The sequence below is a fragment of the Sphingobacteruim zhuxiongii genome (genome assembly GCF_009557615.1).
GTDB classification, from domain to species: Bacteria; Bacteroidota; Bacteroidia; order Sphingobacteriales; family Sphingobacteriaceae; genus Sphingobacterium; species Sphingobacterium zhuxiongii.
In genome coordinates, this window is sequence record NZ_CP045652.1 from 855,852 (window position 1) to 881,273 (window position 25,422).

The 25,422-nt window shown below is 38.7% G+C and carries 18 protein-coding genes; 13 read left to right on the forward strand and 5 right to left on the reverse strand.

Going from position 1 to position 25,422, the window contains the following annotated elements; all coding sequences use genetic code 11:
- Positions 1 to 230: 230 nt before the first annotated feature.
- The 10 genes from GFH32_RS03780 (at position 231) to GFH32_RS03825 (ending at position 14,436) form a co-directional block, all read left to right on the forward strand.
- A complete protein-coding gene (locus GFH32_RS03780; RefSeq protein WP_153509807.1) occupies positions 231 to 3,251 on the forward strand; it encodes a glycosyltransferase family 117 protein in 3,021 nt (1,006 codons plus the stop codon).
- Between the two features lie 115 nt (positions 3,252 to 3,366).
- Positions 3,367 to 3,912, forward strand: coding sequence for a bifunctional pyr operon transcriptional regulator/uracil phosphoribosyltransferase PyrR (gene pyrR / locus GFH32_RS03785; protein WP_153509808.1), 546 nt, complete (start codon positions 3,367 to 3,369; stop codon positions 3,910 to 3,912).
- A gap of 28 nt (positions 3,913 to 3,940) precedes the next feature.
- Positions 3,941 to 4,879 carry an aspartate carbamoyltransferase catalytic subunit gene (locus GFH32_RS03790; protein WP_153509809.1) on the forward strand — a complete coding sequence of 313 codons (939 nt, stop codon included), beginning with the start codon at positions 3,941 to 3,943 and terminating at the stop codon, positions 4,877 to 4,879.
- A 300-nt stretch (positions 4,880 to 5,179) separates the two neighbouring features.
- Positions 5,180 to 8,209, forward strand: coding sequence for a tetratricopeptide repeat protein (locus tag GFH32_RS03795; protein ID WP_153509810.1), 3,030 nt, complete (start codon positions 5,180 to 5,182; stop codon positions 8,207 to 8,209).
- A gap of 12 nt (positions 8,210 to 8,221) precedes the next feature.
- Positions 8,222 to 9,949: a TonB-dependent receptor gene (locus GFH32_RS03800; protein WP_153509811.1), complete on the forward strand. Its 1,728-nt coding sequence runs from the start codon at positions 8,222 to 8,224 to the stop codon at positions 9,947 to 9,949.
- Positions 9,950 to 9,985: 36 nt separating this feature from the next.
- Positions 9,986 to 11,059 (forward strand): HU domain-containing protein, encoded by a 1,074-nt coding sequence (locus tag GFH32_RS03805; protein ID WP_153509812.1) that lies wholly within the window; start codon positions 9,986 to 9,988, stop codon positions 11,057 to 11,059.
- Positions 11,060 to 11,098: 39 nt separating this feature from the next.
- Positions 11,099 to 11,797: a MotA/TolQ/ExbB proton channel family protein gene (locus tag GFH32_RS03810; RefSeq protein ID WP_153509813.1), complete on the forward strand. Its 699-nt coding sequence runs from the start codon at positions 11,099 to 11,101 to the stop codon at positions 11,795 to 11,797.
- 33 nt (positions 11,798 to 11,830) lie between these two features.
- Entirely contained in the window at positions 11,831 to 12,238 is a 408-nt protein-coding gene (locus GFH32_RS03815; protein WP_153509814.1) for an ExbD/TolR family protein, read from the forward strand.
- Between the two features lie 63 nt (positions 12,239 to 12,301).
- Positions 12,302 to 13,123, forward strand: a complete 822-nt coding sequence (locus GFH32_RS03820) for an energy transducer TonB (RefSeq protein WP_153509815.1) — start codon at positions 12,302 to 12,304, stop codon at positions 13,121 to 13,123.
- An 11-nt stretch (positions 13,124 to 13,134) separates the two neighbouring features.
- Entirely contained in the window at positions 13,135 to 14,436 is a 1,302-nt protein-coding gene (locus GFH32_RS03825) for a bifunctional folylpolyglutamate synthase/dihydrofolate synthase (RefSeq protein ID WP_153509816.1), read from the forward strand.
- Here the strand turns inward: GFH32_RS03825 and GFH32_RS03830 are convergent.
- From GFH32_RS03830 to GFH32_RS03850, 5 genes are all read right to left on the reverse strand, one after another.
- A complete protein-coding gene (locus GFH32_RS03830; RefSeq protein WP_153509817.1) occupies positions 14,423 to 15,445 on the reverse strand; it encodes an asparaginase in 1,023 nt (340 codons plus the stop codon). The two genes, GFH32_RS03825 and GFH32_RS03830, sit on opposite strands and share 14 nt — an antisense overlap.
- A gap of 6 nt (positions 15,446 to 15,451) precedes the next feature.
- Positions 15,452 to 16,246 carry a TatD family hydrolase gene (locus tag GFH32_RS03835; RefSeq protein WP_153509818.1) on the reverse strand — a complete coding sequence of 265 codons (795 nt, stop codon included), beginning with the start codon at positions 16,244 to 16,246 and terminating at the stop codon, positions 15,452 to 15,454.
- Between the two features lie 106 nt (positions 16,247 to 16,352).
- The gene (locus GFH32_RS03840; protein WP_153509819.1) at positions 16,353 to 17,351 is read right to left on the reverse strand and encodes an FKBP-type peptidyl-prolyl cis-trans isomerase; all 999 of its coding nucleotides are present in this window, start codon (positions 17,349 to 17,351) and stop codon (positions 16,353 to 16,355) included.
- Positions 17,352 to 17,379: 28 nt separating this feature from the next.
- The gene (locus GFH32_RS03845) at positions 17,380 to 18,387 is read right to left on the reverse strand and encodes a DHH family phosphoesterase (RefSeq protein WP_153509820.1); all 1,008 of its coding nucleotides are present in this window, start codon (positions 18,385 to 18,387) and stop codon (positions 17,380 to 17,382) included.
- A gap of 118 nt (positions 18,388 to 18,505) precedes the next feature.
- Positions 18,506 to 21,130, reverse strand: a complete 2,625-nt coding sequence (locus tag GFH32_RS03850; protein WP_153509821.1) for an NHL repeat-containing protein — start codon at positions 21,128 to 21,130, stop codon at positions 18,506 to 18,508.
- 132 nt (positions 21,131 to 21,262) lie between these two features.
- Between GFH32_RS03850 and GFH32_RS03855 the strand changes: the two genes are divergently transcribed.
- From GFH32_RS03855 to priA, 3 genes are all read left to right on the forward strand, one after another.
- A complete protein-coding gene (locus tag GFH32_RS03855) occupies positions 21,263 to 21,652 on the forward strand; it encodes a DUF423 domain-containing protein (RefSeq protein WP_153509822.1) in 390 nt (129 codons plus the stop codon).
- A 333-nt stretch (positions 21,653 to 21,985) separates the two neighbouring features.
- The gene (locus GFH32_RS03860) at positions 21,986 to 22,714 is read left to right on the forward strand and encodes an AAA family ATPase (protein WP_153509823.1); all 729 of its coding nucleotides are present in this window, start codon (positions 21,986 to 21,988) and stop codon (positions 22,712 to 22,714) included.
- A gap of 69 nt (positions 22,715 to 22,783) precedes the next feature.
- A complete protein-coding gene (gene priA, locus GFH32_RS03865) occupies positions 22,784 to 25,264 on the forward strand; it encodes a replication restart helicase PriA (protein ID WP_153509824.1) in 2,481 nt (826 codons plus the stop codon).
- Positions 25,265 to 25,422 lie beyond the last annotated feature (158 nt).

Genomic DNA, 25,422 nt, shown 5'->3' on the forward strand with positions numbered 1-25,422 from the left:
CCTTTTGACGATGCAAATATACGTCGAGTTTTCGATTCTGCAAATAAAAAATACGCTTTATCATTAAATATACTGATTTTCAGTCAAATATTTTTTCAATGAATCTTGCTCTAGGTCTTCCGTTAAGGCTTCACGCGAAAATTGCCATGTTAAAAACGAAACTATTTGTTTGAATGTACTCAGGAATCCTTATTTTCGAAGCAGATTTTTAGACAACCTTATCATTTAGTATGAACTATACGAAACTCAATAATCTGTTGGGATGGGCCTGTGGTATTTTAGCAACCCTGGTTTATGTGTTAACGGCGGAGAAAACCACGAGTTGGTGGGATACTGGTGAATTTATTGCATCAGCTTATAAGATGCAAATCGTTCACCAACCTGGAGCTCCATTATTCTTAATGATTCAAAACGTGTTCTCTAACCTAGCAATGGGGGATAAGACACAAATTGCTTATTGGATGAATATTGGATCTGCTGTATGTAGCGGTATGACCATTTTGTTTTTATTTTGGACAATCACGGCATTGGCGCGTAAGGCCTATGTGAAATATTCGCGAACAGAAGAAGTGTCACAAGCAGCTTTGATTAATATCATGGGCGCTGGTTTAGTTGGGGCATTAGCTTATACGTTTTCAGATACGTTTTGGTTCTCAGCTGTCGAGTCTGAAGTATATGCCATGTCGTCTTTATGTACGGCTGTCGTTTTTTGGGCGATTCTGAAGTGGGAAGTTCGTGCTGATGAAGCGGGGGCGGATAAATGGTTATTATTAATTGCTTATGTAATGGGTTTATCGATTGGCGTTCACTTATTGAACCTTTTGGTAATTCCAGCAATTGCTCTGGTGATTTATTTCCGTCGTGCTGAAAAAGTAACCTCTAGTGGAGTGGTCAAAGCATTAGCGATTGGCGTAGTGATTCTTGGACTTGTTCTTTGGGGCATCATTCAGTTTCTAATTAAGTTTGCCGCTTATACCGATTTATTCTTTGTGAATACGCTAGGATTAGGATTCGGAACAGGCGTTACCTTCTTTGCTCTCTTAATTGTAGGCGGATTAGTGTTTGGACTTTGGTACTCCATTAAGAAGATTAAACCTCTTTTAAATATTACATTATTAAGTGTTGCTTTTATCATTTTCGGATATAGCTCATTTTCGATGATTCTAATTCGTGCGAAAGCCAATCCTACACTGAATAACTCAGATCCTGACAACGCTTTTGCATTCTTAAGTTATCTAAACCGTGAGCAGTATGGCGATGAGCCGCTGATTAGTGGTCGTTATTTTGATGCAAAGCCAACTGATATCTTTGAAACAGGAAATGTTTACCGCAAGGATGGAAATAAGTATGTCGTAGCGAAGAAGAAATACGATTATACATTTGATCATACGACTTTATTTCCACGTGTTTATTCCGATAAGCATGAGAGTTTTTACCGAGATTGGTTAAATATGGGTGCAGGTGATAAACCAGCAATGGGGAACAACTTGAATTTCTTCTTTACCTATCAAATAGGCCATATGTACAGTCGTTATTTCATGTGGAACTTTGTTGGGCGTCAGAATGATCAACAAGGACATGGATCTTTTACCGAAGGGAACTGGATTTCAGGGATTAAACCGATTGATAATATTCGTTTAGGCGGACAAAATGTGTTGCCGACCAGCGAAAAAGAAAATGCAGGTCGCAATACTTATTTCTTCCTACCATTGATTTTAGGCGTATTAGGCGCATTATGGCAGTTTAAGAAACAGAATAGAGATGCTGCGGTTGTGGCGCTACTATTCTTCTTTACGGGTTTAGCTATTGTACTCTACTTGAATCAGACACCGATGCAACCACGCGAGCGTGATTACGCTTATGTTGGTTCGTTTTACGCGTTTTGTATCTGGGTCGGATTGGGCGTCATATGGATTGCTGAAAAACTAAGTGGCAAAATCAATGCAAAGAATGCGGCAATTGGCGCAACAGCCGTTTCATTCTTAGCAGGACCTGTGTTACTCGCTAGCCAAAACTGGGATGATCATGATCGCTCAGAGAAATCTTTAGCGCGTGATATGGCGAAGAATTACTTAGAATCTTGTGCACCAAACGCTATCCTGTTTAGTTATGGTGATAACGATACTTACCCACTTTGGTATGTGCAAGAGGTGGAAGGATTCCGTCCGGATGTACGTGTCGTAAACCTAAGTTTATTAAGTGCCGATTGGTACATGAAGCAAATGATGCATAAGGTGAATGAAGCAGATGCATTGCCGATTAATATCGATCCTGAGAAAATAAAAGATGGTGTTCGTGATGTGATTTACTATAATGATTTCAACGTTCCTGAACATATCGAGATTAAGACTTTGTTGGATATTATGCTATCAGATAATCAACAAAACATGGTGCAGCTACAAAGCGGTGAATATGCAAACGTTCTGCCGACTAAAAAGATGCAATATACCGTAGATAAGGCTTCTGTAATTGCAAATAAAGTTGTTCCTAAGGAATGGGAAGATGCAATTGTTGATACGATGAAATGGAACTATAGCATGGGTATTGTAAGCCGTGCGGAATTATCCATATTATCGATCTTAGCAAATAACAACTGGAAGCGACCAATTTACTTTACGACGACAACGCCAGATGAAAATATGATTGGCTTGAATAAGTATATGGTTTCTGAAGGCTTTGCGATGCGTCTAATGCCTGTTGCTTTAGCAGCGGATTCAGCAAGCAATAATGAGCCTATCTCTGATGTAGAGGGTACTTACAACAATATTGTTAATAAATTCCAATGGGGTAACATTTCGAAATCTAATTACTTAGATCCAGACTCTTACCGCTATATCTCTATGTACGTTGGTTCGTTATTTGGTGAAACCGCACAGAATTTAATCGCAATGGGTAAGACAACCGAAGCGAAGAAATTAGTGCTAAACGCTTATGATAATATGCCGAAACGTATTTACCAAATGGCAGAAGTATTCAGTTACGCGAGTTTAATTGATGCCATGTATAAGGTTGGTGAGAAAGACAAGGCAAATGAGATTGCGAAACGTAATTTGCAGTTCTTACGCGAGAATATGGCATACTATTCAGCGATAGCCGAAACTAAACCAAATTTAGAATATAGAAATATGCGATTTGGGCTTGCTTCGATTCAAAACTACCAACGTGTTTTAACGGATGCCAATCAGAAAGAGTTGTTGGATGAGGTGAACAAGATTTTCGAAGTTTACCGACCACTATTCGAAGGGAATTAAATATTTGATAAAAAGCAGCTTAAATTATAAGCTGCTTTTTTTATGCATTAACTTCAGGCATGTTGATTACGATTTTTGGAAAAAATGCCTTAAGTTTGCCTAAATAAATCCATAAATGAAACAATCGATATTATTAGATGGACCCAAGTTTCAGATTACGCTCAAGCGATTGTCTCAACAATTAATTGAAAATCATGGGGATTTCAGTAATGCCGTAATCATTGGTATTCAACCGCGCGGAACCTATTTGGCAAAACGCTTGATTCAGGAGATTAAGGAAATGACTGGAATTGAAGTGCCGCTAGGTATCTTGGACATTACCTTTTACCGCGATGATTTCCGTATGAAAGGTCAGTCGCCGTTATTGGCAAATAGTACACTAATTGATTTTATCGTAGACGACAAAGATATCATCTTCGTCGATGATGTACTTTGGACTGGACGAACTATTCGATCGGCAATGGATGCCATTCAGGCATTCGGGAGGGCCAAGTGTATAGAATTAATGGTGTTAGTTGATCGTCGATTCTCTCGACAAATCCCTATTCAACCAGATTATATCGGGATTCAAGTCGATTCTATCGATTCTCAGAAGGTTATTGTAAGCTGGAAAGAAGTCGATGAGAACGATAGCATTGTGCTGATCACCGAAAAGAAATAATGATTTTTTATTGTTTAACATTTAACAAATGTCAACTTCCGAACAACTTAGTACCCGCCATCTATTAGGTATAAAGGATTTAAATAGTAACGATATTCAATTGATTTTGGATACCGCTGCAAACTTCAAAGATGTCTTAAATCGCCCGATTAAAAAGGTGCCTTCCTTAAGAGACATCACAATCGCGAATGTGTTTTTCGAAAATTCAACACGTACAAGATTATCATTTGAACTAGCCGAGAAGCGTCTTTCCGCTGATATCGTCAATTTTGCTGCCTCTTCTTCCTCTGTGAGTAAAGGGGAGACCTTGATTGATACAGTGAATAATATCCTAGCAATGAAAGTGGATATGATTGTTATGCGACATCCATATGCAGGTGCTGGGGTGTTTCTAAGCAAACATGTGAATGCTCAGATTGTCAATGCTGGTGATGGTGCTCATGAACATCCAACTCAAGCGTTATTGGATTCATTCTCTATTCACGAGCGTTTAGGCGATGTTGCAGGTAAGAAAGTAGCAATCATCGGGGATGTGCTTCACTCCAGAGTTGCTCTGTCAAATATTCTTTGTCTGCAAAAACAAGGTGCAGAAGTCATGGTTTGTGGCCCTACGACGCTTATTCCGAAATATATAGGCTCATTGGGTGTCAAAGTTGAGCATGATTTGATGAAGGCCTTAAACTGGTGTGATGTTGCAAATATGCTCCGTATACAGTTAGAACGTCAGGATATCGCTTACTTCCCGTCTTTGAGGGAATATTCGATGTTGTATGGTTTGAATAAAGAGATCTTAGATTCGCTAAATAAAGAAATTGTAATTATGCACCCAGGTCCTATCAACCGAGGTGTCGAGATTACTTCCGATGTTGCTGATAGCAGTCATTCCATCATACTTGATCAAGTTGAAAATGGGGTTGCTGTTCGTATGGCTGTCTTGTATTTATTGGCCGGTCAACGCGGTAGTTAAAACCGATATTGTCTAATTCCAATACAACGAAGGGCTGTCGATTAAGACGGCCCTTCGCTGTTTAATATATTACATAGAATCTTCATATGTGGGTAACATTCCTTGTTGTATTTTTAGGATATCATTAATGTTAAACATTGTTAAAATACTGTGGTTATTAACAGGTGTTAACAACTTTTGAGGAAAACATTCAAGTTATCTTTTAATTTCGTAGGTTGAAGATATTGTATCACAAAGCCAAGGTTTTTGAGACAATGTTTTGTTATTGGAAAGCATTCATTAAATAGGAGTAATCATCGTATGTATAAAAAAATTTACCAGGTAGGTGTCGCGTTGAGCTTGATGAGTACACCTGTATTCGCACAGCATTCCGCTTGGCAAGAGGTGAACAAAGCTTATAAGGAGGGTTTGGAGCTATATGAGCGTGGCAAATACAGTTCAGCAGCAAAGCAGTTTGATATTGTAGAGGATATCCGAACGAAATCTACACTGCAACTGGACGAAACTGAAGAGTTAAGCTTATTAAAAGAGAATGTTCGATTCTTCCAAGCAGTTTGTGCTTTAGAACTTGGTGAATCAGATGCTGAAAATAGATTCTTAAAATATATTCGTGATTTCCCGGCTTCCGCAAATTCAAAGGCTGCATATTTCCAGATTGGTAAATCATACTATGCTAAGCAAGATTATGCAAAGGCAATTGAATGGTTTGAGAAAATCGATAGTAAGAATTTGGCAGGTGCTGAGAATACTGAATATAGATTTAAACTTGCATATGCTAAGTTTATGACCGGCGATTACGAAGCTTCGAAGCCTGTTTTCACTGAACTAAAAGATAAATCGGGCCAGTATCAAGAGGCTTCAATTTACTATTACGCTTATTTGAGCTATTTAGATCAGGAATATAAAACAGCTTTAAACGAATTTGAACGTTTAGAGGGGTCAAAAACATATGAGAACTCGTATCCGTATTATATTACGGCATTATACTTCTTAGACAAGCGTTATGATGAGGTATTAGCTTATGCACTTCCAAAACTTCAAAGTACAAAGCAAGAGAGCGAGACAGAAATGTTTCGTATCGTAGCGGCGACTTACTTTATCAAAGGAGATTTGGCAAAGTCTAAAGAATATTACGACAAGTTCCAAGCTCAAGATCAAGGAAAGACTCAAAATAATCAGGATAGTTACCAAATCGGTTATATCAACTATAAATTGGGGAACTATGAGAAGGCAATCCAAGAGTTAGAGAAATTGGGCGAGCCAGATGCGTATTTCCAAAGTGCAATGATTACCCTAGGGGATTCATTCTTAAAAACTGGGAATAAACAGAGTGCTAGAAATGCTTTCTTCCGAGCTTCGAAGTTAGACTTTGATCCACAATTGAAAGAAGAGGGTTTATTTAACTACGCTAAATTGTCATATGACTTGGAATTCCACCAAGTTGCGCTAGATGCCGTTCAGGAGTATATTAAAACTTATCCTAAATCGAAGCGTAATGAAGAAGCAAAAACATTATTAGCGGAGGTTTTATTAAGTACTAAAAATTACCGTGCTGCTGTAGACGTTTTAGAAGATTTAGATAGAAGAAGTAAGGAAGCAAATGCTGCCTACCAAAAGGTGACTTTCTACCGTGGTTTAGAGTATTACAATGAGCGTGCTTTTGAAAACGGTATCTCTATGTTTATGCGCTCTGAAGCGAATCGTTACGATGAGGAGATTTATGCTTTATCAACGTATTGGAAAGCAGAAGCAATGTATGAGGTTCGTAAGTATAAAGAAGCAGTTGCAAACTTTAATAAGTTCTTACAATTGCCTGCGGCTCGTAAGACCGATGTATACAATTACGCGAATTACGCTTTAGCTTACGCTGCATTCCGTGCAGACAACTATAGCACTGCTGCCAACTATTTTGAACGCTTTTTATCTGGCGGAGGAAAAGATGGCATTGACTTAAATACTAGAAATGACGCAATGGCGCGTGCTGCTGACTCTTACTTAGCAATTAAGAACTATAGTAAGGCAGCAAATTATTACGATCGTTTAATTGCTTCTGGAGCTCAATCTCAGGATTATGCTTTATTCCAGAAAGGTATTTTATTAGGACTTCAAGGAAATAACCAAGCGAAGGTTGAAACGTTGAATTCTGTAATGGCAAAGTATCCGAAATCGAACTATGCGGATGATGTTGCCTTCGAGGTTCCTTATACTTACTTCTTAATGGGGCAACATGACTTAGCAATCACTGGATTGCAGAAGATGGTCGAGCAATACCCAAGAAGTTCTTATGTTCCTAGAGCTTTAACGACAATCGGATTAGTACAGTACAACAAAGACGATAATGATGCTGCGTTGGCTACTTTCCAACGTGTAGTTAATCAATATCCAACAACCGACGAAGCAAAACAAGCATTATCGTCGATTGAAAATATCTACTTGGATAAGGGAGATGCATCTGGATACATTCGCTATGCGACAAGTACAAATATTGGAGATTTAAGTACCGCAGAGCAAGATGCGCATGCATTCTCTGTTGCACGTACTTTATTTGATCGAGGTAATCACCAAGCAACTGTGGAAGCTGTAAATGCATACTTCGATAAATTCCCTAAACCTATTCAAGAGAAGCACGCACGTTTCTTGCGTGCAGAGTCTAATGCTGCATTAGGTAAAGACAAAGAAGCAATGCACGACTTCAATATCATTATGAATGATTGGACGTCTGCTTATACAGAGCGTACGTTAATTTCTGTAGCGAAGCTACATTTACGTAATAAAGCTTATAACGAAGCTGTTCAGGTATTAAAGAAACTAGAATTAACGTCTGAATATAAAGAGAACTATGGCTGGGCAGTGAATAACTTACTGGTTAGTTACTTTAACATTGGCGACTATGCAGAGACGCTAACCTATGCGAATATCATCAAGAAGTATGAAAAGGCTTCAGAGGAAGATGTCGCGAAGGCGCATTTATATGCAGCAAAAGCTTATTTAGCAACAAGCAAAGGTTCTGAAGGAATGAAAGAATTAAACCTTGCGGCGTTAAAATCAAAAACAGAAACTGGCGCAGAAGCACGTTATCTTGTAGCAGAACAACAAGTGAAGAACAAGAACTACGATGGTGCGATTAAGTCAGCGATGGATATTTCAGATTCGTTCTCATCATACGATCTTTGGGTAGCTAAAGGATTTATCTTAATGGCCAAAGCCTATATCGGTAAGGGCGATAAATTCCAAGCGAAATCTACTTTGGAAAGTATTATTGACAACTACGAAAACACTACAGATGGTGTGTTGGATGAGGCAAAGAATCTATTAGCAACAATTAAATAAGAATAGGAAAAGATGAAGTTGAATACTATAGTAAAACAATCTGCGCTTTTAACCGTGTTATTGGCAATGGGATCACAAGCCTATGCGCAACGTGATACTACGAGTCGACCAGTGACACTAGATTCATTTGATATTGTTCGTGACTACCGACCTATTCTTGCGGATGCTGTAAAAATCCGTCGTAGCCCTGATATGTCAAACAAAAGGGAATACATGCCTAAGCTAAACTATGGCAATGTACCTGATAAAAAATTAGATATTAATACAGGTCTTAAGGAGTTGAAAGTAATGGAAACTCCATTCTCTAAGATCATTGACCATAACAGCAATTACGTGAAGTTAGGCGTTGGTAACTTAGGAACTATTCTAGGTGAAGCCTATTTTGCTGTCGAAGATTATGAAGATATCCGCTTCGGAGGTTTTGTGAAACACCTAAATCAAAAAGGGAATCTTGATGATCAGAAATTCTCAAGACAAGAAGTTGGTGTGTTTGGGCGTCGTATATTTCCAATGTTTACTTTAAATGGTTTGGTTGGATACAATGGGTTTGGTACTCGTTTTTACGGAATCCCTTACGATGTAGATAAGAATAATTTGAATCCTACTCGTGAAGCGCAACGCTTTAATGATATTTATTTTTCTGGTGAACTAACTAGTAATTATGATCCAGCAAATGAGGATGCGGTAAGCTATTCTGTAAAGGCAGATGCCTATACCTATAAAGATAAGTTTGACGGTAAAGAGAATTCGGTTGCTTTATCTGGATATTTAAATAAGCGTCTTCGTACCTTTAATGTTGGAGCAAATGTTGCTTTGGATTTCAATAGTATCGGCGGCGTAAATACACCGGATGGTAATTTGAACAATTCGATTGTCAATGCAAATCCTTACATAAAATTCAAAGGTGATAATTACAATATTACACTAGGAGCGAACATTGTTTCTGAATTTGGTGATAGCACAAGGTTTAACATCTTCCCTGTAGCAGAGATTGATTTCTCACTAGTACCGGGATACTTCTATATTTTTGGAGGGGTTAAAGGTGGTGTAGAGAAAGGTTCATTCCGCAGCTTTACGAAAACAAATCCTTATTTAGGGCTGACGCCAAATATCATGAATACAGTGGAACGCATGAATATTTATGGTGGTATTAAAGGAAATGCTGGTGCAACATTCGGATATAAAGTAAAAGCATTCTATAGACAAGTTGAAGGTCTTCCAATGTTTGTGAATAATATGGACCGCCCATTCCAATTTGACTTAGTTTATGATGGAGACGGCGATAAGGCATTAAAGCATGTAGGTATTGAAGGAGAAATCAATGTTCGTTTATCTGCATTAGTAAACTTGGGTGGACGCTTGAATATTGATAACTACACAACAGTATCACAAGAAGAAGCATGGCACTTGCCTAAGATGCGTCTAGCAGCGAATGCAAGATTCAATATCTCTGAGAAATTATATATAGATGCAGAAGCGCTATTCCACGGAAATGCAATTGCTCGCGAATACACTTATACAGTAGATCCTGTCACCAATATGGCGACACCTTCTGCTAGCTATGAAAAAACGACAATTCCATCATTCTTTGATTTGAGTGCAGGAGCAGAGTATAAAGCAACGAAGCAATTGGGAATTTTTGTAAAGGCAAATAATATGTTCAATACGGAATATTCGCGCTACCTATACTACCCGAAACTAGGATTTAATATTTTAGGTGGTATTAATTTTTCGTTTTAAGTCGACAAACTTTAACTTTGCAGCTTTAACGCAACAATGGATTTAGGTAAATACATTCATCAACTTTTAAAACGCAGGAACGAAGTCTATGTGAAAGGCTTAGGTACGTTCAAACGTATCCACACATCTTCGGTCTATGACGAGAAAAAGGCAATGTATCTGCCTCCTGTTACTTACTTGGAGTTCGACGCCAAATCGAAAGACGGTTTTGATTTTGTAGATTACGTTCAACAATCTCAACAACTATCTCGTAGTGATGCCGAACAACAAGTAGAAGAACATGTAATTCAATTGTTGGAAAACATTAAAGACCATGGAGTTGGTGTTTTACATCGCTTAGGACAGTTTATTAAACATGGGAACTCTTTAGTGTTTAAAGCGGAGGATCTCTCTGGATTCCATTTACAGCCAGTCGAAGGTACCCAGGAAGAAGTTCCAGTACAGCCAATCGCTGCTGAAGTAGATTCAGTAGAAACTATAGATGAAGAGCCAATAGAGGAGGCTGCAATCGCTGAAGTAGAAAATGTAGAGGAGCCTGAAGTTGAAGAGCCAGCAAATTTAATAGAAGAGCCAACCTTGCCTGAAGAAGAACCTTATTTGGAACAAGAAGTAAAATCTTCGAATAAAGCGACCTGGTATATGATCGCTGCAATTGTTGCCTTGGGGATTATCGGAACATTGTTCTATTTAAATCGTACAGCACATACGCAGGAGCCTCAAATTACAGATAGTGTTGCTCAATCACCTGTTTCTACAGTAGATACGGTACTTACAGAGCCACAAGATACATTGGCAAACTCAGTAGACAGCATTGCTATAGACACCGCGAAACAAGTAGTAAACTCGGATGCAAAGCCTTTAATACCAGCAAATCACCATTATCAAGTCGTTATTGGTTCGCATAGAACTTTAGCGCAGGCCTATGAACAAGCAGAGTCGTTTAATAAAGCAGGAGTTACATCCGTTCGAGTAATACCAAGTAAGCTCGCGAAGAACCTTAAAAAGGTTATTTGGGATTCTTATGAGACGAAAGAACAAGCAGATTCTGCTTTACGTTATGTACAAAAACGATACGTTGCTGACGCATGGTCAGGACCTATTAATAAATAAGTAAATCAATCAATCAAAACAGCATACAATCATTTAACTATGTCATTAGTACAGACCCCACTCACCGTTGATACCTTAAATCAAGTTCAACAACAAACGGTAGCTCTAGCTACTCAAGAGGATTTAAACTTAATCCAACTTTTGATGAAAGGTGGATGGATTATGATTCCTATTATTCTATTATTCTTTTTAGGATTAGTAATCTTTTTCGAACGTTATATAACAATCAGTAAGGCTGGAAAGTCTGAAGGTGGTTTATTAGCGCAAGTAAAGAGCAATGTGCTTTCAGGGAAACTTGATGCAGCAATGGCGGTTTGTCGTTCTTCAAACTCAGCTTTAGCGCGTATGTTGCAAAAAGGCTTGACTCGTGTTGGTCGTCCAATTAAGGATATTGAAGGTGCAATTGAAAACCAAGGTAAACTAGAAGTGTCTCGTCTAGAGAAAAACATTAATATCTTAGGTATTATCGCCGGTATTGCGCCCATGTTAGGTTTCGTAGGAACAATCTTTGGTGTAATTCAAATCTTCCGCGACGTTGAGGTTGCTGGAGGTATTGATATTGGCTCTGTTTCTGGAGGTTTATATGTAAAAATGATTGCATCAGCGTCAGGTTTAACGATCGGTATCTTAGCTTATATTGGTTACCATATCTTAAACATGATGGTTGAGCGCTTAATCCTTCGCATCGAGACCGATGCTATCGAGTTTATCGATCTATTGGATGAGCCTAGCCTGTAATCTTTTTTTTGAAAACCCCTTGAGCGAGAAAAAATGAATTTACGCAATAGAAGAAATAAACCTACTGCAGAGGTGCATACAGCAGCACTGAATGATATCATGTTCTTTTTGATGTTATTCTTCCTGTTGGCATCTGCAGTATCTAATCCGCAGGTGGTAAAATTGCTCTTGCCTAAATCAAGTGCAGGAGAGCAATCTGTGGCGAAGAAAACAATGACCATTTCCATTACTAGCGATTTGTTATATCACGTCGATAAACAAGCAGTTCCTTTGGAAACCTTGGAATCATTGATCCAATCCAATATGGCTACTGGTGAAGAATTGACTATTATGCTTTACGCGGATAGCACAGTTCCAATTCAGAATGTGATTTCTGTAATGGATATCGCTAACAAGTTAAAGGTGAAGATGGTTTTGGCAACAGAACCTAAGAAAGACTAAAATAATACGGTCGGATTAAACGTTTTAAATTTAAGAAGGTCGAAATTGGACAGCATTTAGGATATGTATTACAATCAGTATCAAGAAGAAAATAATCTACCAAAGGCACTAGGGATATCATCTTTAGTTATGGCGGGGTTGCTCGCTATCGGATTCTTCATTGTATTTTCAGAAGATCTTCCAGAGTATGGAATGGGAGGTATTATTGTAAACTACGGTACGTCTCCAGAAGGTATGGGCGATGATTATATGAGCGTCGACGAGCCTTCGATGGACGAGAATGCCAACAATGTCCGTCCAGATAAAATTGATCCTACCAGCACACCTATTCCGACTCCAACCCAGCAAACGGCAGACAAAGCAGTAGCAACGCAGGACGTAGAAGATGCGCCGGTCGTGAATAAGGCTGAGAAGCCAGTAAAGGCGGTCGCTGAGCAATCTACTACAGTGAAGAAAGACGCAACTGCGGCAGTCAACCCGAATGCGCTGTATAAGGGTAAGAAGAATAATGCGAAGGGTACAGGAGATGGTACAGGTTCAACACCAGGAAATCAAGGTTCTAATCTTGGCGATCCATTAGCCAGTAACTACGGTGATGGGGGATCAGGTTTTGGGAACATGATGCTTTCTTTAGAGAATCGTCGCTTCACAGTGCCTCCTAAAATTGATGACAACGGACAACAAACCGGTGTTGTTAAAATTGAATTTACTGTAGATAATCGTGGAAATGTTACTCGAGCTAGACAGGCGAAAGGAACAACCATTGCTGACTACAGCTTAATCCAGAAATGTATAAACGCTGTTCAAAAATCGCGTTTAAATGAGCTTCCAAACGCTCCAAATTCTCAAACTGGATTACTTACCTTCAGATTCAGAGTTAGATAATAATTCATCATATGAAAACATTTGCAGAGGTAATCGAGTATTTATATGCTCGATTACCTATGTTTACTCGTGATGGCGCTTCTGCCATCAATCCCGATGTAGATAACACATTGCTATTATGCGAAGCATTGGGTAATCCACAGCAACAGTTTAAATCGGTTCATATCGCAGGTACCAATGGTAAGGGCTCAACGTCTCATATGATGGCCTCGGTATTTCAAGCATCTGGACTTAAAACTGGTCTCTATACATCTCCACATTTAGTCGATTTTAGAGAACGCATTCGTATTGATGGTCAAATGATCCCTCAGAAAAATGTTATTGATTTCATCAATGCTAATCAAACATTGATCGAAACTATAAAGCCTTCCTTTTTTGAAGTGACTGTCGCTTTAGCTTTTGATTTCTTTGCGAAGAACAAAGTGGATATTGCGGTTATTGAAGTAGGATTAGGGGGACGATTAGACAGTACGAATATTATTCAACCTGAACTAAGTATGATTACCAATATAGGTATGGATCATATGAATGTGTTGGGGAATACATTGGAAGAAATCGCTGGTGAGAAAGCCGGAATCATTAAAGAAGGTACGCCTGTTGTGATTTCCGAACGACAAGCTGCTATTCAACATGTTTTCCAAGATAAAGCCGCAGCGTTGAACGCTTCACTATATTTTGCAAATGACTATTATCAGGTAGAAGCGGTAAATCGAAAGACTGATGGACTGTATATTGATATTTTAAATAATGTAAAGCAGGTGTCGACCGTTTGGCATTTAGATCTTGCCGGTGGATATCAACAAAAGAATATTTTAGGAGTATTATATGCCATAGATAAACTTCGTGAATTAGGTTTTAATCTTCCTCATGAGAAAGTTGTCTACGGATTAAGCCATGTACAAGAATCAACAGGTTTACGTGGAAGATGGCAGACACTTAGCGATCATCCATGGATAATCTGCGATACAGGTCATAATGAAGATGGAATTCGTGAAGTATTAGCAAATCTAGCTAGTTTATCGTACGATAAATTGCATTTCATTTTTGGTGCCATGCGTGATAAAGACTTGTCTCATATTCTACCTCAGCTACCTAAAGACGCAGTTTATTATTTTGCTGCTCCTGAGATGCCCCGTGCTATGCTTGCGGATCAACTGCGTGAACTTGCCGCAACTTTTGGATTAAAAGGAAATGATTATAATAGTATTTCAGACGCGTTCCTTTCGGCGAAAGAACAAGTTAAAGACAATGAGTTGATATTTATCGGCGGAAGTACGTTTGTCGTTGCTGATGTGCTAACTAATCATTTTTAGTTAGCTCACCGCGAATACTTTGTTGAACCCAATAAGCAACTTCCTCCTGACTTTCTAATTCACCCTGTAGGTACATTAGCTTAGTTACAGCTGTCTCAAATGTCATATCGTAACCGTTAAGCACACCAATAGCTTCAAGGCCTTGGGATGTCTCGTATCGACCTAATTCCACCGAACCAACTTTACATTGAGAGATATCTAGGATATTCTTGCCATTATCTACCGCCTCTTTGAGTAAATCGAGGAACCACTGATCAGTCATTGTATTTCCCGAGCCAAAGGTTTCCATCACGATTGCTCGAACATCGGAATCTAGTACGGCTTTTATAGTCGATTTATTGATACCTGGGAACAATTTCAATACGGCAACGCGGTCATCAATATTATGATGACTAATAAACTCTTTACCGGTATTATCTTGCAATACTTCCTCATTATATCGAATATGTATGCCTGCCTCAGCTAATACTGGATAGTTTGGCGAGCGGAAAGCTTCAAATTTATCGGAATTATATTTGAAAGATCTATTTCCACGGAAAAGCTTGTTATCGAATAGGATGCATACCTCTTGGATAATTGAACGCCCGTCTCGCTTTGCAGATGCAATTTCGAGTGCAGTCATTAGATTTTCACGAGCATCTGTACGAATTTCTCCTATTGGTAATTGAGAGCCAGAAAGAACGACAGGCTTTTGTAATCCTTCTAATAAGAAACTCAGCATCGACGCTGAGTAAGCCATCGTATCGGAACCATGTAGAATAACGAATCCATCGTACAGCGCATAATTTTCCTTAATGAGCTGCGCCATTTCTAACCAAATGCTAGGTCGCATATTGGAAGAATCAATAATGGGCTGGAACGAATGAACTGTCAGTTTATAATTTAATCGACTTAAATCAGGCAGGTTCTTTGCGATAAGTTCAAAATCGAAGGGTATAAAGGTCCCCGAATCAGGATCTTTTACCATCCCGATTGTTCCCCCTGTGTAGATTATAAAGATATTATTCATGGAAAATTAGATACTAAATAATTCTTTCGAATTTTGTGTTGTTATGCTAGCGATCTCGGCTAATGGACGTTCATAGACGTCTGCAACTTTTTGCGCGACATGTAATAGGTAACTGCTCTCGTTTTCTTTACCGCGGTAGGGTACCGGTGCCAAATATGGAGCATCAGTTTCTAAGATAACATGTTGTAATGGTATGTTTTGTAACACGACATCCAAGCCTGCTTTTTTGAAAGTAACCACGCCGCCAATTCCAAGTTTAAAGCCTAAATTAATAGCACGTTGCGCTTGAGCTTCATTTCCCGTGAAACAATGAAATACGCCGAATAGACGCCCATTCTGATGTTGATCTAATACTTCGAAAACTTCATCAAAGGCTTCTCGGCAATGGATGCTAATCGGAAGGCCCATCTCCTTCGCCCATTCAATTTGTTGTGCAAAAGCATCTTGTTGGATATGCAGAGTTGTTTTATCCCAATATAGGTCTATACCAATCTCACCAATAGCGTATATCTTAGTTTCTGCAATTGCAGCACGAATAGTCGCTAGTTCGTCGCGGTAATTCTCTTTGACACTACAAGGGTGTAAGCCAAGCATGGCAAAGCAATTTGCTGGATATTCTAAGCAAGTATTCTTTACCTGCGGAATAGACTCCACGTCCACATTCGGAAGAAACAATCGGGTGACGCCATTCTGGAAACATCGCTCCATTTGTTCTGCAAGCAATGCAGTCCCCTGATGATAGTAAATATGGGTATGTGTGTCGGTTAAAATAAGCTGTTGTTCGTTGTTATTCCCTTCCATGGCCTCTAAGTTAACATATTGTTACCTAAACTGCCTTGTCGGCATAAAAAAAAGCGGTTTTTTAAATAAAAACCGCTCTTCATTGAAAATATATTAATATTTCGTCTTAATTTACTGGAGCTTGATTAGGAATTTGCATTTGAGGCATTGTTGGAGCCGCAGGTTCACCTTTTGGACCAGCAATGATATCCACGATCTCTACATCAAACACTAATGGTGCGTATGCTGGAATTTCACTTTGTTGCTGACGCTCACCATATCCTAATACTGAAGGAATAATTAACGTCGCTTTGCTACCTTTTTTCAATAATTGAAGACCTTCAGTCCATCCTGGGATAACTGGAGTATGACCTACGCGAACGCGCAATGGCTCGTAAGGACGCATAGCGTTGAATTTATTGTTTTTCTTCGCTAATTCTACATCATTTGTATCGAAGATTTTTCCGTTAGTTAATGCACCAGTGTAGTTGATAACAACTGTATCACCAACAACAGGGTTAGCACCTTTACCTTCTTCTTTGATTACGTATTGTAAGCCTGAAGCTGTTTTCTTAGGTTGTAATTTGTTTTTCTCAATGTAAGAAGCAATTTTACCCTCTTCCGCTTTTTTCAAACCTTCCATTTGTGCTAAGTAGTATTGGTTTACTTGCTCAAATAAAACTGAATCAGTTAAGTTACCTCTTTTGAAAAGTTTTCTAACCTTGATTGTATACTCAATGTATTTGTCAGCGAATTCTGGTTTTGGTTGGCCAGTTCTAGCTGCCATCGTATCTAAGTTTAATTTAAATACAGCGCTATCGCCTTCGCCTAACATTTTCAAAATGGTGTTGTTGTCACCAGCATATGCGCCTGCTTGTTGCATTAAAGAGTCAGGCATAATCGGAGCGATTTGCGGTAACCCTAAATCATATGTACTTGCTAAAAGTGAATCGCGATCAGTCTTTACAACGATGTCCATCGCAATAACATCCCCACCAACAGCTTTCTCTCCGCCATTATCTTTCAGGAATTTGTATTCTAAACCACCTTCTCCTTTTTTGAAATTTTGGCATGATGCAAGTGCTAAACTTGCTACTGCTGTCAATAATAAAATTGATTTTTTCATTTTTCTATTTATAACGCTTAAAATATGCTTATGTTAAATAATTCTTATACTCAGGCAATATAGCCTTAAATTTTTCTACCACGCTATGCAGATCGTCGGATGAATTTCCTCCTGCTGCATTTAGGTGACCACCCCCATTGAAATGCTTTCTAGCGATCTCATTACAAGGGATATCGCCAATAGAACGCAAAGATAGTTTAATTAATTCAGTTCTGTCAACAAATAATCCTGCCAATCGAATGCCTTTTATCGATAACGCATAGTTTACTAAACCTTCAGTATCGCCAGTCGTCACATTAAACTTTTGTAGATCCTCTTTGGTTAAAGCAAATAATGCAGTATGATATTCTGGAATGACTTCAAGGCAGTTCATGAGTGAATATCCTAAGAAGCGCAGTCTATTTTCTGTCGAGCTATTATATATATGTTCGTGTATTTCCCAGTTTTTAGCTCCAGCATCGAGTAGGTTAGCGATAATGCGGTGTACTTCGGCAGTTGTCGAACGGAAGCGGAAAGAACCCGTGTCAGTCATGATGCCCGTATACAAACATGTCGCTATTAACTCATCAACTTGATCTGCTTTATGGCAAACCTCATCAATAAAAGTGTAAACTAATTGCGCTGTAGCTGCCGCATTGGAGTTCCAATAGGAGAGAGAGGCGAAGTCTTCCGGATCCAAATGGTGATCAATCATCCATTTTTGACCTTTAGCTTCACGAATAACCGATTCTAAAATATTTGTTCTTGAAAGGGCACTATAGTCTAAGCAGAAAATAATCTCGGCATCATCAAACAATTGCTGCGCAATAGCGGGTTGCTCGGGATAAATAATCAAAGATTCACGTCCTGGCATCCAGTCTAGGAAAGACGGGAAATCCGATGAAAGCACAATTTGTACATCATGTCCGTTTTTCTTTAACCAGTAATATAATCCTAAGGATGAGCCCAACGCATCACCATCAGGTTTATGGTGCGTGGTAATAATAATCTTTCTAGGTTCGGTTAATAAATGTAAATTTTCTTCTCCTTGTAACATATGTATTTTGTGAATGCAAACCTACTGAAAAAAAGTTGGCTTAAGAAAAAAAACTATCCCCCTTTAACAAGGATTTAACGCCCCTGCTTAGGCAAGGAATGTCTTGATGATTAGTTCATTAGTGCCGGTAAGCATAGAGTTTAAAATCTCGTCGTGTGCAGATTAAATAGTTAGCCGAGTTGTAGTTAATTTTTCCATAATAAAACAGTGGTTGTGCTTCGACAGGGAAACCATCGACAAGGGTTCCGTTTTCTGCAAATAAATAGATTAGGTTAGTGCCTTGTGCCGCAATGCCTAAACTCAATAAGCCCCCAGTGCCCGAAGCGAAATAATAAGGCCTATTTTCTACATTCTGCGTAAACGTATACTCATACACTCGTCTTAAGCTATCACCAAGCTCATATACTTGGAGTTGGGGTCCATCAAGGACAATTAGTTCGGGTGCCGATGTACTATGTACATTCTCGAAATCTGCTTGAAACTTGCTGTTCCATTTTCCCTCAAATACTTTATTGCTTTGCCCTTCGGAGTTCATTTTGTAAACATCGCCAAGGTCATCACACGCATAATATAAGGTCTGATTCTCACGAACTACAATTCCGACATTGCCGATAAAGTTAATATCGCCAGGGACATCAATTTCTTGAACTTTATGCCCCTCGCTATCGAAGAAATATACACGACCATAGCTGCTTGTTATGATAGCCTTATTATCATGAAATTGAATGGGGCCTAAAATTTCACCTTCCACCTGCACATTGTCCCAACCTTCTATAGGTCCACCTTCAAGATCGTAAGCCATCACTCGGTTCTTGGCAGGAATTAAGAGCATTTGCTGATTACCCCAGTCGACATAGGTGGGTTGTGCAACGGGTTCATCCTTAATACTTGTTGAGAATCCTTTTAAACTCTTACCCTGTGTGTCAAAACGGTATAATCGACGACGATCAGTAACAGCGATTAAACTGCGGTCTTTCAATTGCTGTACTTTTCCAACGATTCTTCCCGAGAAAAGTGTTGTCCAAAGCTTATTGCCTGAAGGATGAACAGCATGGACGGTATGGTCTTGTTCTTGTGTAAGGATAAATTGAGAAGTGTCGGATTGTTCAAATACAAAGGGCCCCGTAATTAGTCGGCTACCCATTGTATAAGTCCATTCAGGAGTGACGCCTAGCGTGTTTTTACTTTTGTAAATCGCGTATAATCGACTTAAGAAATTGCCCGAATTACCAGTTAATTGTAAGGACCAAGAATAGAACTCTTGTAAATTATATTCTTTGTTATCTCTAAAATTCTTACTGTAGGGCGCCTCCAAATTATTGATCAGGAAATTACTTGCATTCTTTGTGTTTAGAAATACGGTGACATTTGCTTCGTTTCCTTGAATTTTCTCATAGTTTTTGAAGCCTAACGTGCCGATCAACAAATCTTTTCGCTTCCATTTCTGTACATACTGTTGTAAAGTAGAGAGATGATTTGCCATAACGATCAATCCATCAATTCTCGTAAAATACGGCCGGCTAAATGCTTTCATACCCTCTCCGTAGAAACGGTATGGGATATTCGCATATCGAAAACGATAGGTACTGTCGCCTACAGATTCGGAGATATTACTAAGTACGTCTAAGAATTTACTGCTATCTTGGACATTGATAAATCCTAAGTAATCACTGTTATTTTGTTCGACGACGGCAAAATCGCCACCCATGGCGGATTGAAAAGTGGTTAATAAATCTGATCTATCTTTTTCGATCTCCTTGGTTTGCCCTTCCAATTGTTTAGAATCGTCAGTTACCGCATGCCATGCCTTTAAATCGCTTTGCCATGTTTTTGCGTCGCTATATGAATATTCGATAAACATAGCGGCGTTCGACGGGAAGTAGTTGTATAAACGCTGCGTTGTCTTCCGTTGATTAGCAAACAGCGCAATATACTGACCTTTGACCTCTTCAAGTTCACTCTCACCAGACAGCATTAATGCATCTTGTTTATAATTAATATTCCAGGCCGTTTGTCCTTTTAAGTTAATGAACTGACGAAGAAAATCACCAGGTTTATTTCTTCTATATTTATCGACGATGGCAGGAAGATTCTGATGCGCTAAATAAACTGTAAATGGCGTATTTCTCTTGTTATTTTTATTGAAAAACTCAATCTGTTTTTCTTCAAATTTTGGTGTCTTTTTATCCAGTGTTTTAAGGAGTAAATCCTTGCTATAGGTCGCGAAAAAAATGTCATCTAAGTAACTCACATAGAAGGTTGAATCTGATTTTTCCGCTTTATAGCTAAACAATTTAATTCCAAGGGTATCTTTCTGTTGTACCTGATAAGCTGACCCTATTTTTGGCAACAATTGATTGATTACTTCCGCATCAATTTTCTCGCTGCTGGGAATACTGAATAACAGAGCAATATTGTTTTTTTCTGGATGGAAGGAAACAAACATTTCTTGGTCATTCAAGTAGTTTGAAATTTCCTTGTTTCGTAGAATTTGTTGCTTGAGCTGGGTTAGATGATCTTGAAAGGTGTGCCCTATAATGGCTTCGAAAATCTCGAAATCTTTAAAAATATTATCGGTGGTAGCGTCATTAAAAAACGAGCTAATTAGATAGGTGTCGTTTGGTAAATAATTAATCGGTTTAACGGATTTCTTTTCCTCCTTATTTAGATCCCCAAAATAAAAAACCGACGCTACGACAACCGCAATAAATAAGAGTATTGAAACAATAATTGTATTTCTCATGTACGCTAAACCTGATACTTCAAAGGTAATAAATCTTCAATATAGACAAAATTGCAAAAATTGAAGGCTTTTAAGAAGTTATTTTATACATTTATAATCGAAATATTACAAGCGGTTATTTTAGCTTTATTTATGAACAAACAAATCATTTTAACAGCATCTTTTTTCGGTCTGTTCGCCGTGATATTAGGAGCTTTTGGCGCGCATGGGCTGGAAGGAAAGATCTCAGATAAACAATTGGAAACTTGGGCTACTGCCAATGAATACCATTTTTACCACACTTTAGCCTTACTCTTTTTATCTACTTTTTCTAGAGCGAAAAGTCAATCTATTAAAGTGTCATATATCATGTTCACAGTAGGTATTCTATTGTTTTCAGGGTCCTTATATCTATTAAGTACCAGAAACTTGCTAGGATTAGAGAATATTTCAGTAATCGGTCCAATAACACCGATTGGTGGCTTATGTTTTATGGTCGGCTGGATCGCACTTTTTGTCGCTGCTATTAAACATAGAGCATAGCGCAGAATACATTTCAGGGCGTTTATAGAAATTAGTATATAGAAGTTAGCATTTATACTTGCGGTTGAATCCGTTGATCTGCCTGCAATAAAAAATATCCTTCCATAAGGTTTTTTAGAGAGAATGAGTGATGAACTCATTCTCTCTTTTTATGCACTTCTTTTGGATCTTAGCCCTAGCTTAACCGTACATTAGTCGTAGCTTAAGCCTTTAAATACTTCTTTTTTGGGTTAAGGTGACAATAATGTACGCAAGAAGTGCCTAACATGTATTTGGTTTTTTTAAAAATCTTTTAATCTTTTTTTCCTGTGATTTTATTATTTTCATTCTCAAATGATTTATATTAAGCAGATAAGGAATGATTTAGATCGGGATTTGCGCCAATTCTATCCGCATAATATTCCTTCAATTTTTCACTTAGACGAACTGAATATTCGAAAGCCAGTTACGTTTATCGTTGGTGAGAATGGATCGGGAAAATCGACCTTAATAGAAGCTGTTGCGATCAATTCGGGTTTTAATCCTGAAGGTGGAGGTCGCAATTTTAGGTTTGACACGAAGCAATCACACTCTAATTTATTCGAAAGTATAACCCTAGTGCGAGGGACAGAACGTAATCAAGATGGATTTTTTCTACGTGCAGAGAGCTTTTACAATGTTTCGTCAGAAGTCGAACGTGTCTTTGAGGGAGATGAAGGCACATTAGAAAGCGTGTATGGAGGTAATTTGCATGAGCGATCCCATGGAGAGTGTTTCCTTTCTTTTTTTAATCATCGGTTATTCGGTAAAGGCCTATATATTTTTGATGAGCCCGAATCGGCTCTTTCTATCACTAGCCAATTTGCGATGATGATAAAGATGAAGGAATTAGTCGAGAAGGATTCTCAATTTATTATCGCTACGCATTCACCTATTTTACTGGCCTATCCAGGTGCAGATATTTTTGAAGTTTCAGATCGCGGAATATTACCGACGGATTATGAAGCTACAGACGCTTTTAAGTTATATCATTATTTTCTCAATAATTATCAAGCGATGATTAATGAATTGGGTTTAGATTAGCTTTCGTATTCCACTTATTTAATCCGATAAATAGCGTCCGATAATCCTTTATTTCTATATTTTTGTAGTATGTCTGAATTGGAATTGTTGCCCCGAGATCGGAAAACACTATTTGTTGAAGTCGTATTACCTTTGGCTATTGCGAAGACCTATACTTATCGAGTTCCATTTGAACTAAACGAACGTATAGAAATTGGCGTACGTGTTATCGTTCAGTTTGGAAAGAACAAGATCTACTCCGCGATTGTGAAATCTATTCAAGAAGAAGCACCAGCGAGGTATGAGGCCAAGTATATTTTAGATGTCGCCGATGAGGATCCAATTGTTAATCAACGACAATTGCAACTCTGGGATTGGATGGCAGAATATTATATGTGTCATACCGGCGATGTTATGCAAGCTGCACTTCCCGCGGCTTTAAAAATGGCTTCGGAAACGAAAATCGTGGCTTCTGAAAATCCAGACTTGGATCGTTCCTTGCTCTCCGATAAGGGCTATATGGTTCTCGATGCATTGGATGTTGCGGGGGAGTTGTCTGTCAACGATGTGATGAAGATATTGGGACAGAAATCGGTGTTTCCATTATTACGAAGTTTATTTGAACATGGCTATATATTGATTTCTGAGGAGATCAAAGAAAAGTATAAACCAAAGACTAAGGTCTTTTTGAAATTGTCGAAAGTATTTTTTGATGATGAGAGCAAACGCGGCTTACTGGATGAGTTGAATCGTGCGCCAAAACAGCAAGATGCAATACTTGCTTATTTTCAATTGCGAAAAACGAAGACCGATATTTCTCGTCAAGACTTGATGGAAGCAAGTGGATGTGGAACATCAGCGATTACTGGTTTAATCGATAAAGGTGTTTTAGAGGTTGAAGAAAAAGTCGTTAGTCGTTTTGAAGGAGCAGACGTTATTCTATCGCCCGATTTTAAATTTAGCGACGCTCAACAATCGGCTTACGATAGCATAAAGCGGTTTTTTAACGAGAAGGATGTGGTCTTATTACATGGTGTTACTGCATCTGGAAAAACTCAACTTTATATTCGTTTAATCGAAGAGGCGTTAGCTCAGGGAAAGAACGCATTATATTTATTGCCTGAAATTGCATTGACTGCGCAAATCACTGAACGCTTGAAACTTCATTTTGGCGATAAGTTAGGAGTTTATCACTCCAAGTTCAATGATAATGAACGCGCTGAAGTTTGGCACAAGGTTCGTAAGTCCGAATTTCAAGTTGTTATTGGTGCTCGATCTTCAGTATTTCTTCCTTTTAAGGATTTAGGGTTAATTATTGTCGACGAGGAGCACGAAAACTCCTATAAGCAATATGATCCGGCGCCGCGCTATCATGCGCGAGATACGGCGATATATCTGGCCTATCAACATCAGGCTAAAGTATTATTAGGTTCAGCAACACCTTCTGTCGAATCATACTATAATGCTAAATCCGGAAAATACGGATTAGTCGAGTTGCTGGAACGCTTTGGGGATGCAAAGCTTCCTCAAATTCAAGTCGTTGATATTACAGAAGCGTCCCGAAAAGATGAAATGAGTTCCTATTTCAGTAAGGCTTTGTTGACGGCGATACAAGAAGCGGTTGACAGAAAGGAACAAATAATCTTGTTTCAAAATAGAAGAGGTCATACTCCTTTTTTGCAGTGTGGAACATGTGGCTACGTTGCTAAATGTGTGAATTGTGATGTAAGTCTTACCTATCATAAAACAAGTAATCTTCTGCATTGCCACTATTGCGGTTTTTCTGAAGATACGCTAAATGTTTGTCCTGCTTGCGGAATGCCTAATATGCAAAGTAAGGGCTTCGGTACGGAAAGGGTAGAAGAAGAGCTTGAATTATTAATGCCCAACCTACGAATCGGTCGCTTAGACCTCGATTCGACCAAGGGTAAATATGGCTTTGATCGCGTGATTTCGGCTTTCGATAACCAAGAATTTGATGTTTTGATTGGGACACAGATGATCACGAAGGGGCTAGATTTTGGAAATGTGAGTTTAATTGGTATTATCAATGCAGATGGTATGATTAACTTCCCTGATTTCCGAGCGTATGAACGTGCTTTCTCTCTTTTTTCGCAGGTTGCAGGTCGTGCTGGCCGTCGACAGGCGGAAGGTACTGTGATTATTCAGACCTATACACCTAACCATCGAATATTAGATCAGGTTAAAAATCATGATTACGATGGAATGTTTATGACGGAAGTAACTGAGCGAAAAAATTATCAGTATCCTCCCTTTTATAGATTAATAAAATTGGATGTTAAGCATCCGGATAAAGATTTGGTGCATGCAGCAGCAGATCATTTGGCCTCTCTAATGCGTCAATCTTTAGGTCCGCGTGTGTTAGGGCCAGAGCCGCCATTAGTCGCTAGAGTACGGAATAATTTTATTCAAACAATCACCCTTAAGATTGAACGTAAAGATATTTCGATTGCCAAAGTTAAAGAGCTAATTAAACAGGCAATTCTACATTTCGAACTGGATAAAAAGAATAAAGGAGTTCGAGTTCAGATTGATGTTGATCCGTATTAGGAATTAGATTTTCGAGAAGTCAGGTAAGAAAATAGAGTCGATATGGAAAATTGGCTTTTCCCGAGGTTAGATTTTGGTTATTAAGGCTTTTAGTCCAGAAAGATCAAAGTTGTTTATACAAATAAGCTTTGAATAAAAAGGGACAAGCAAGATGTCAG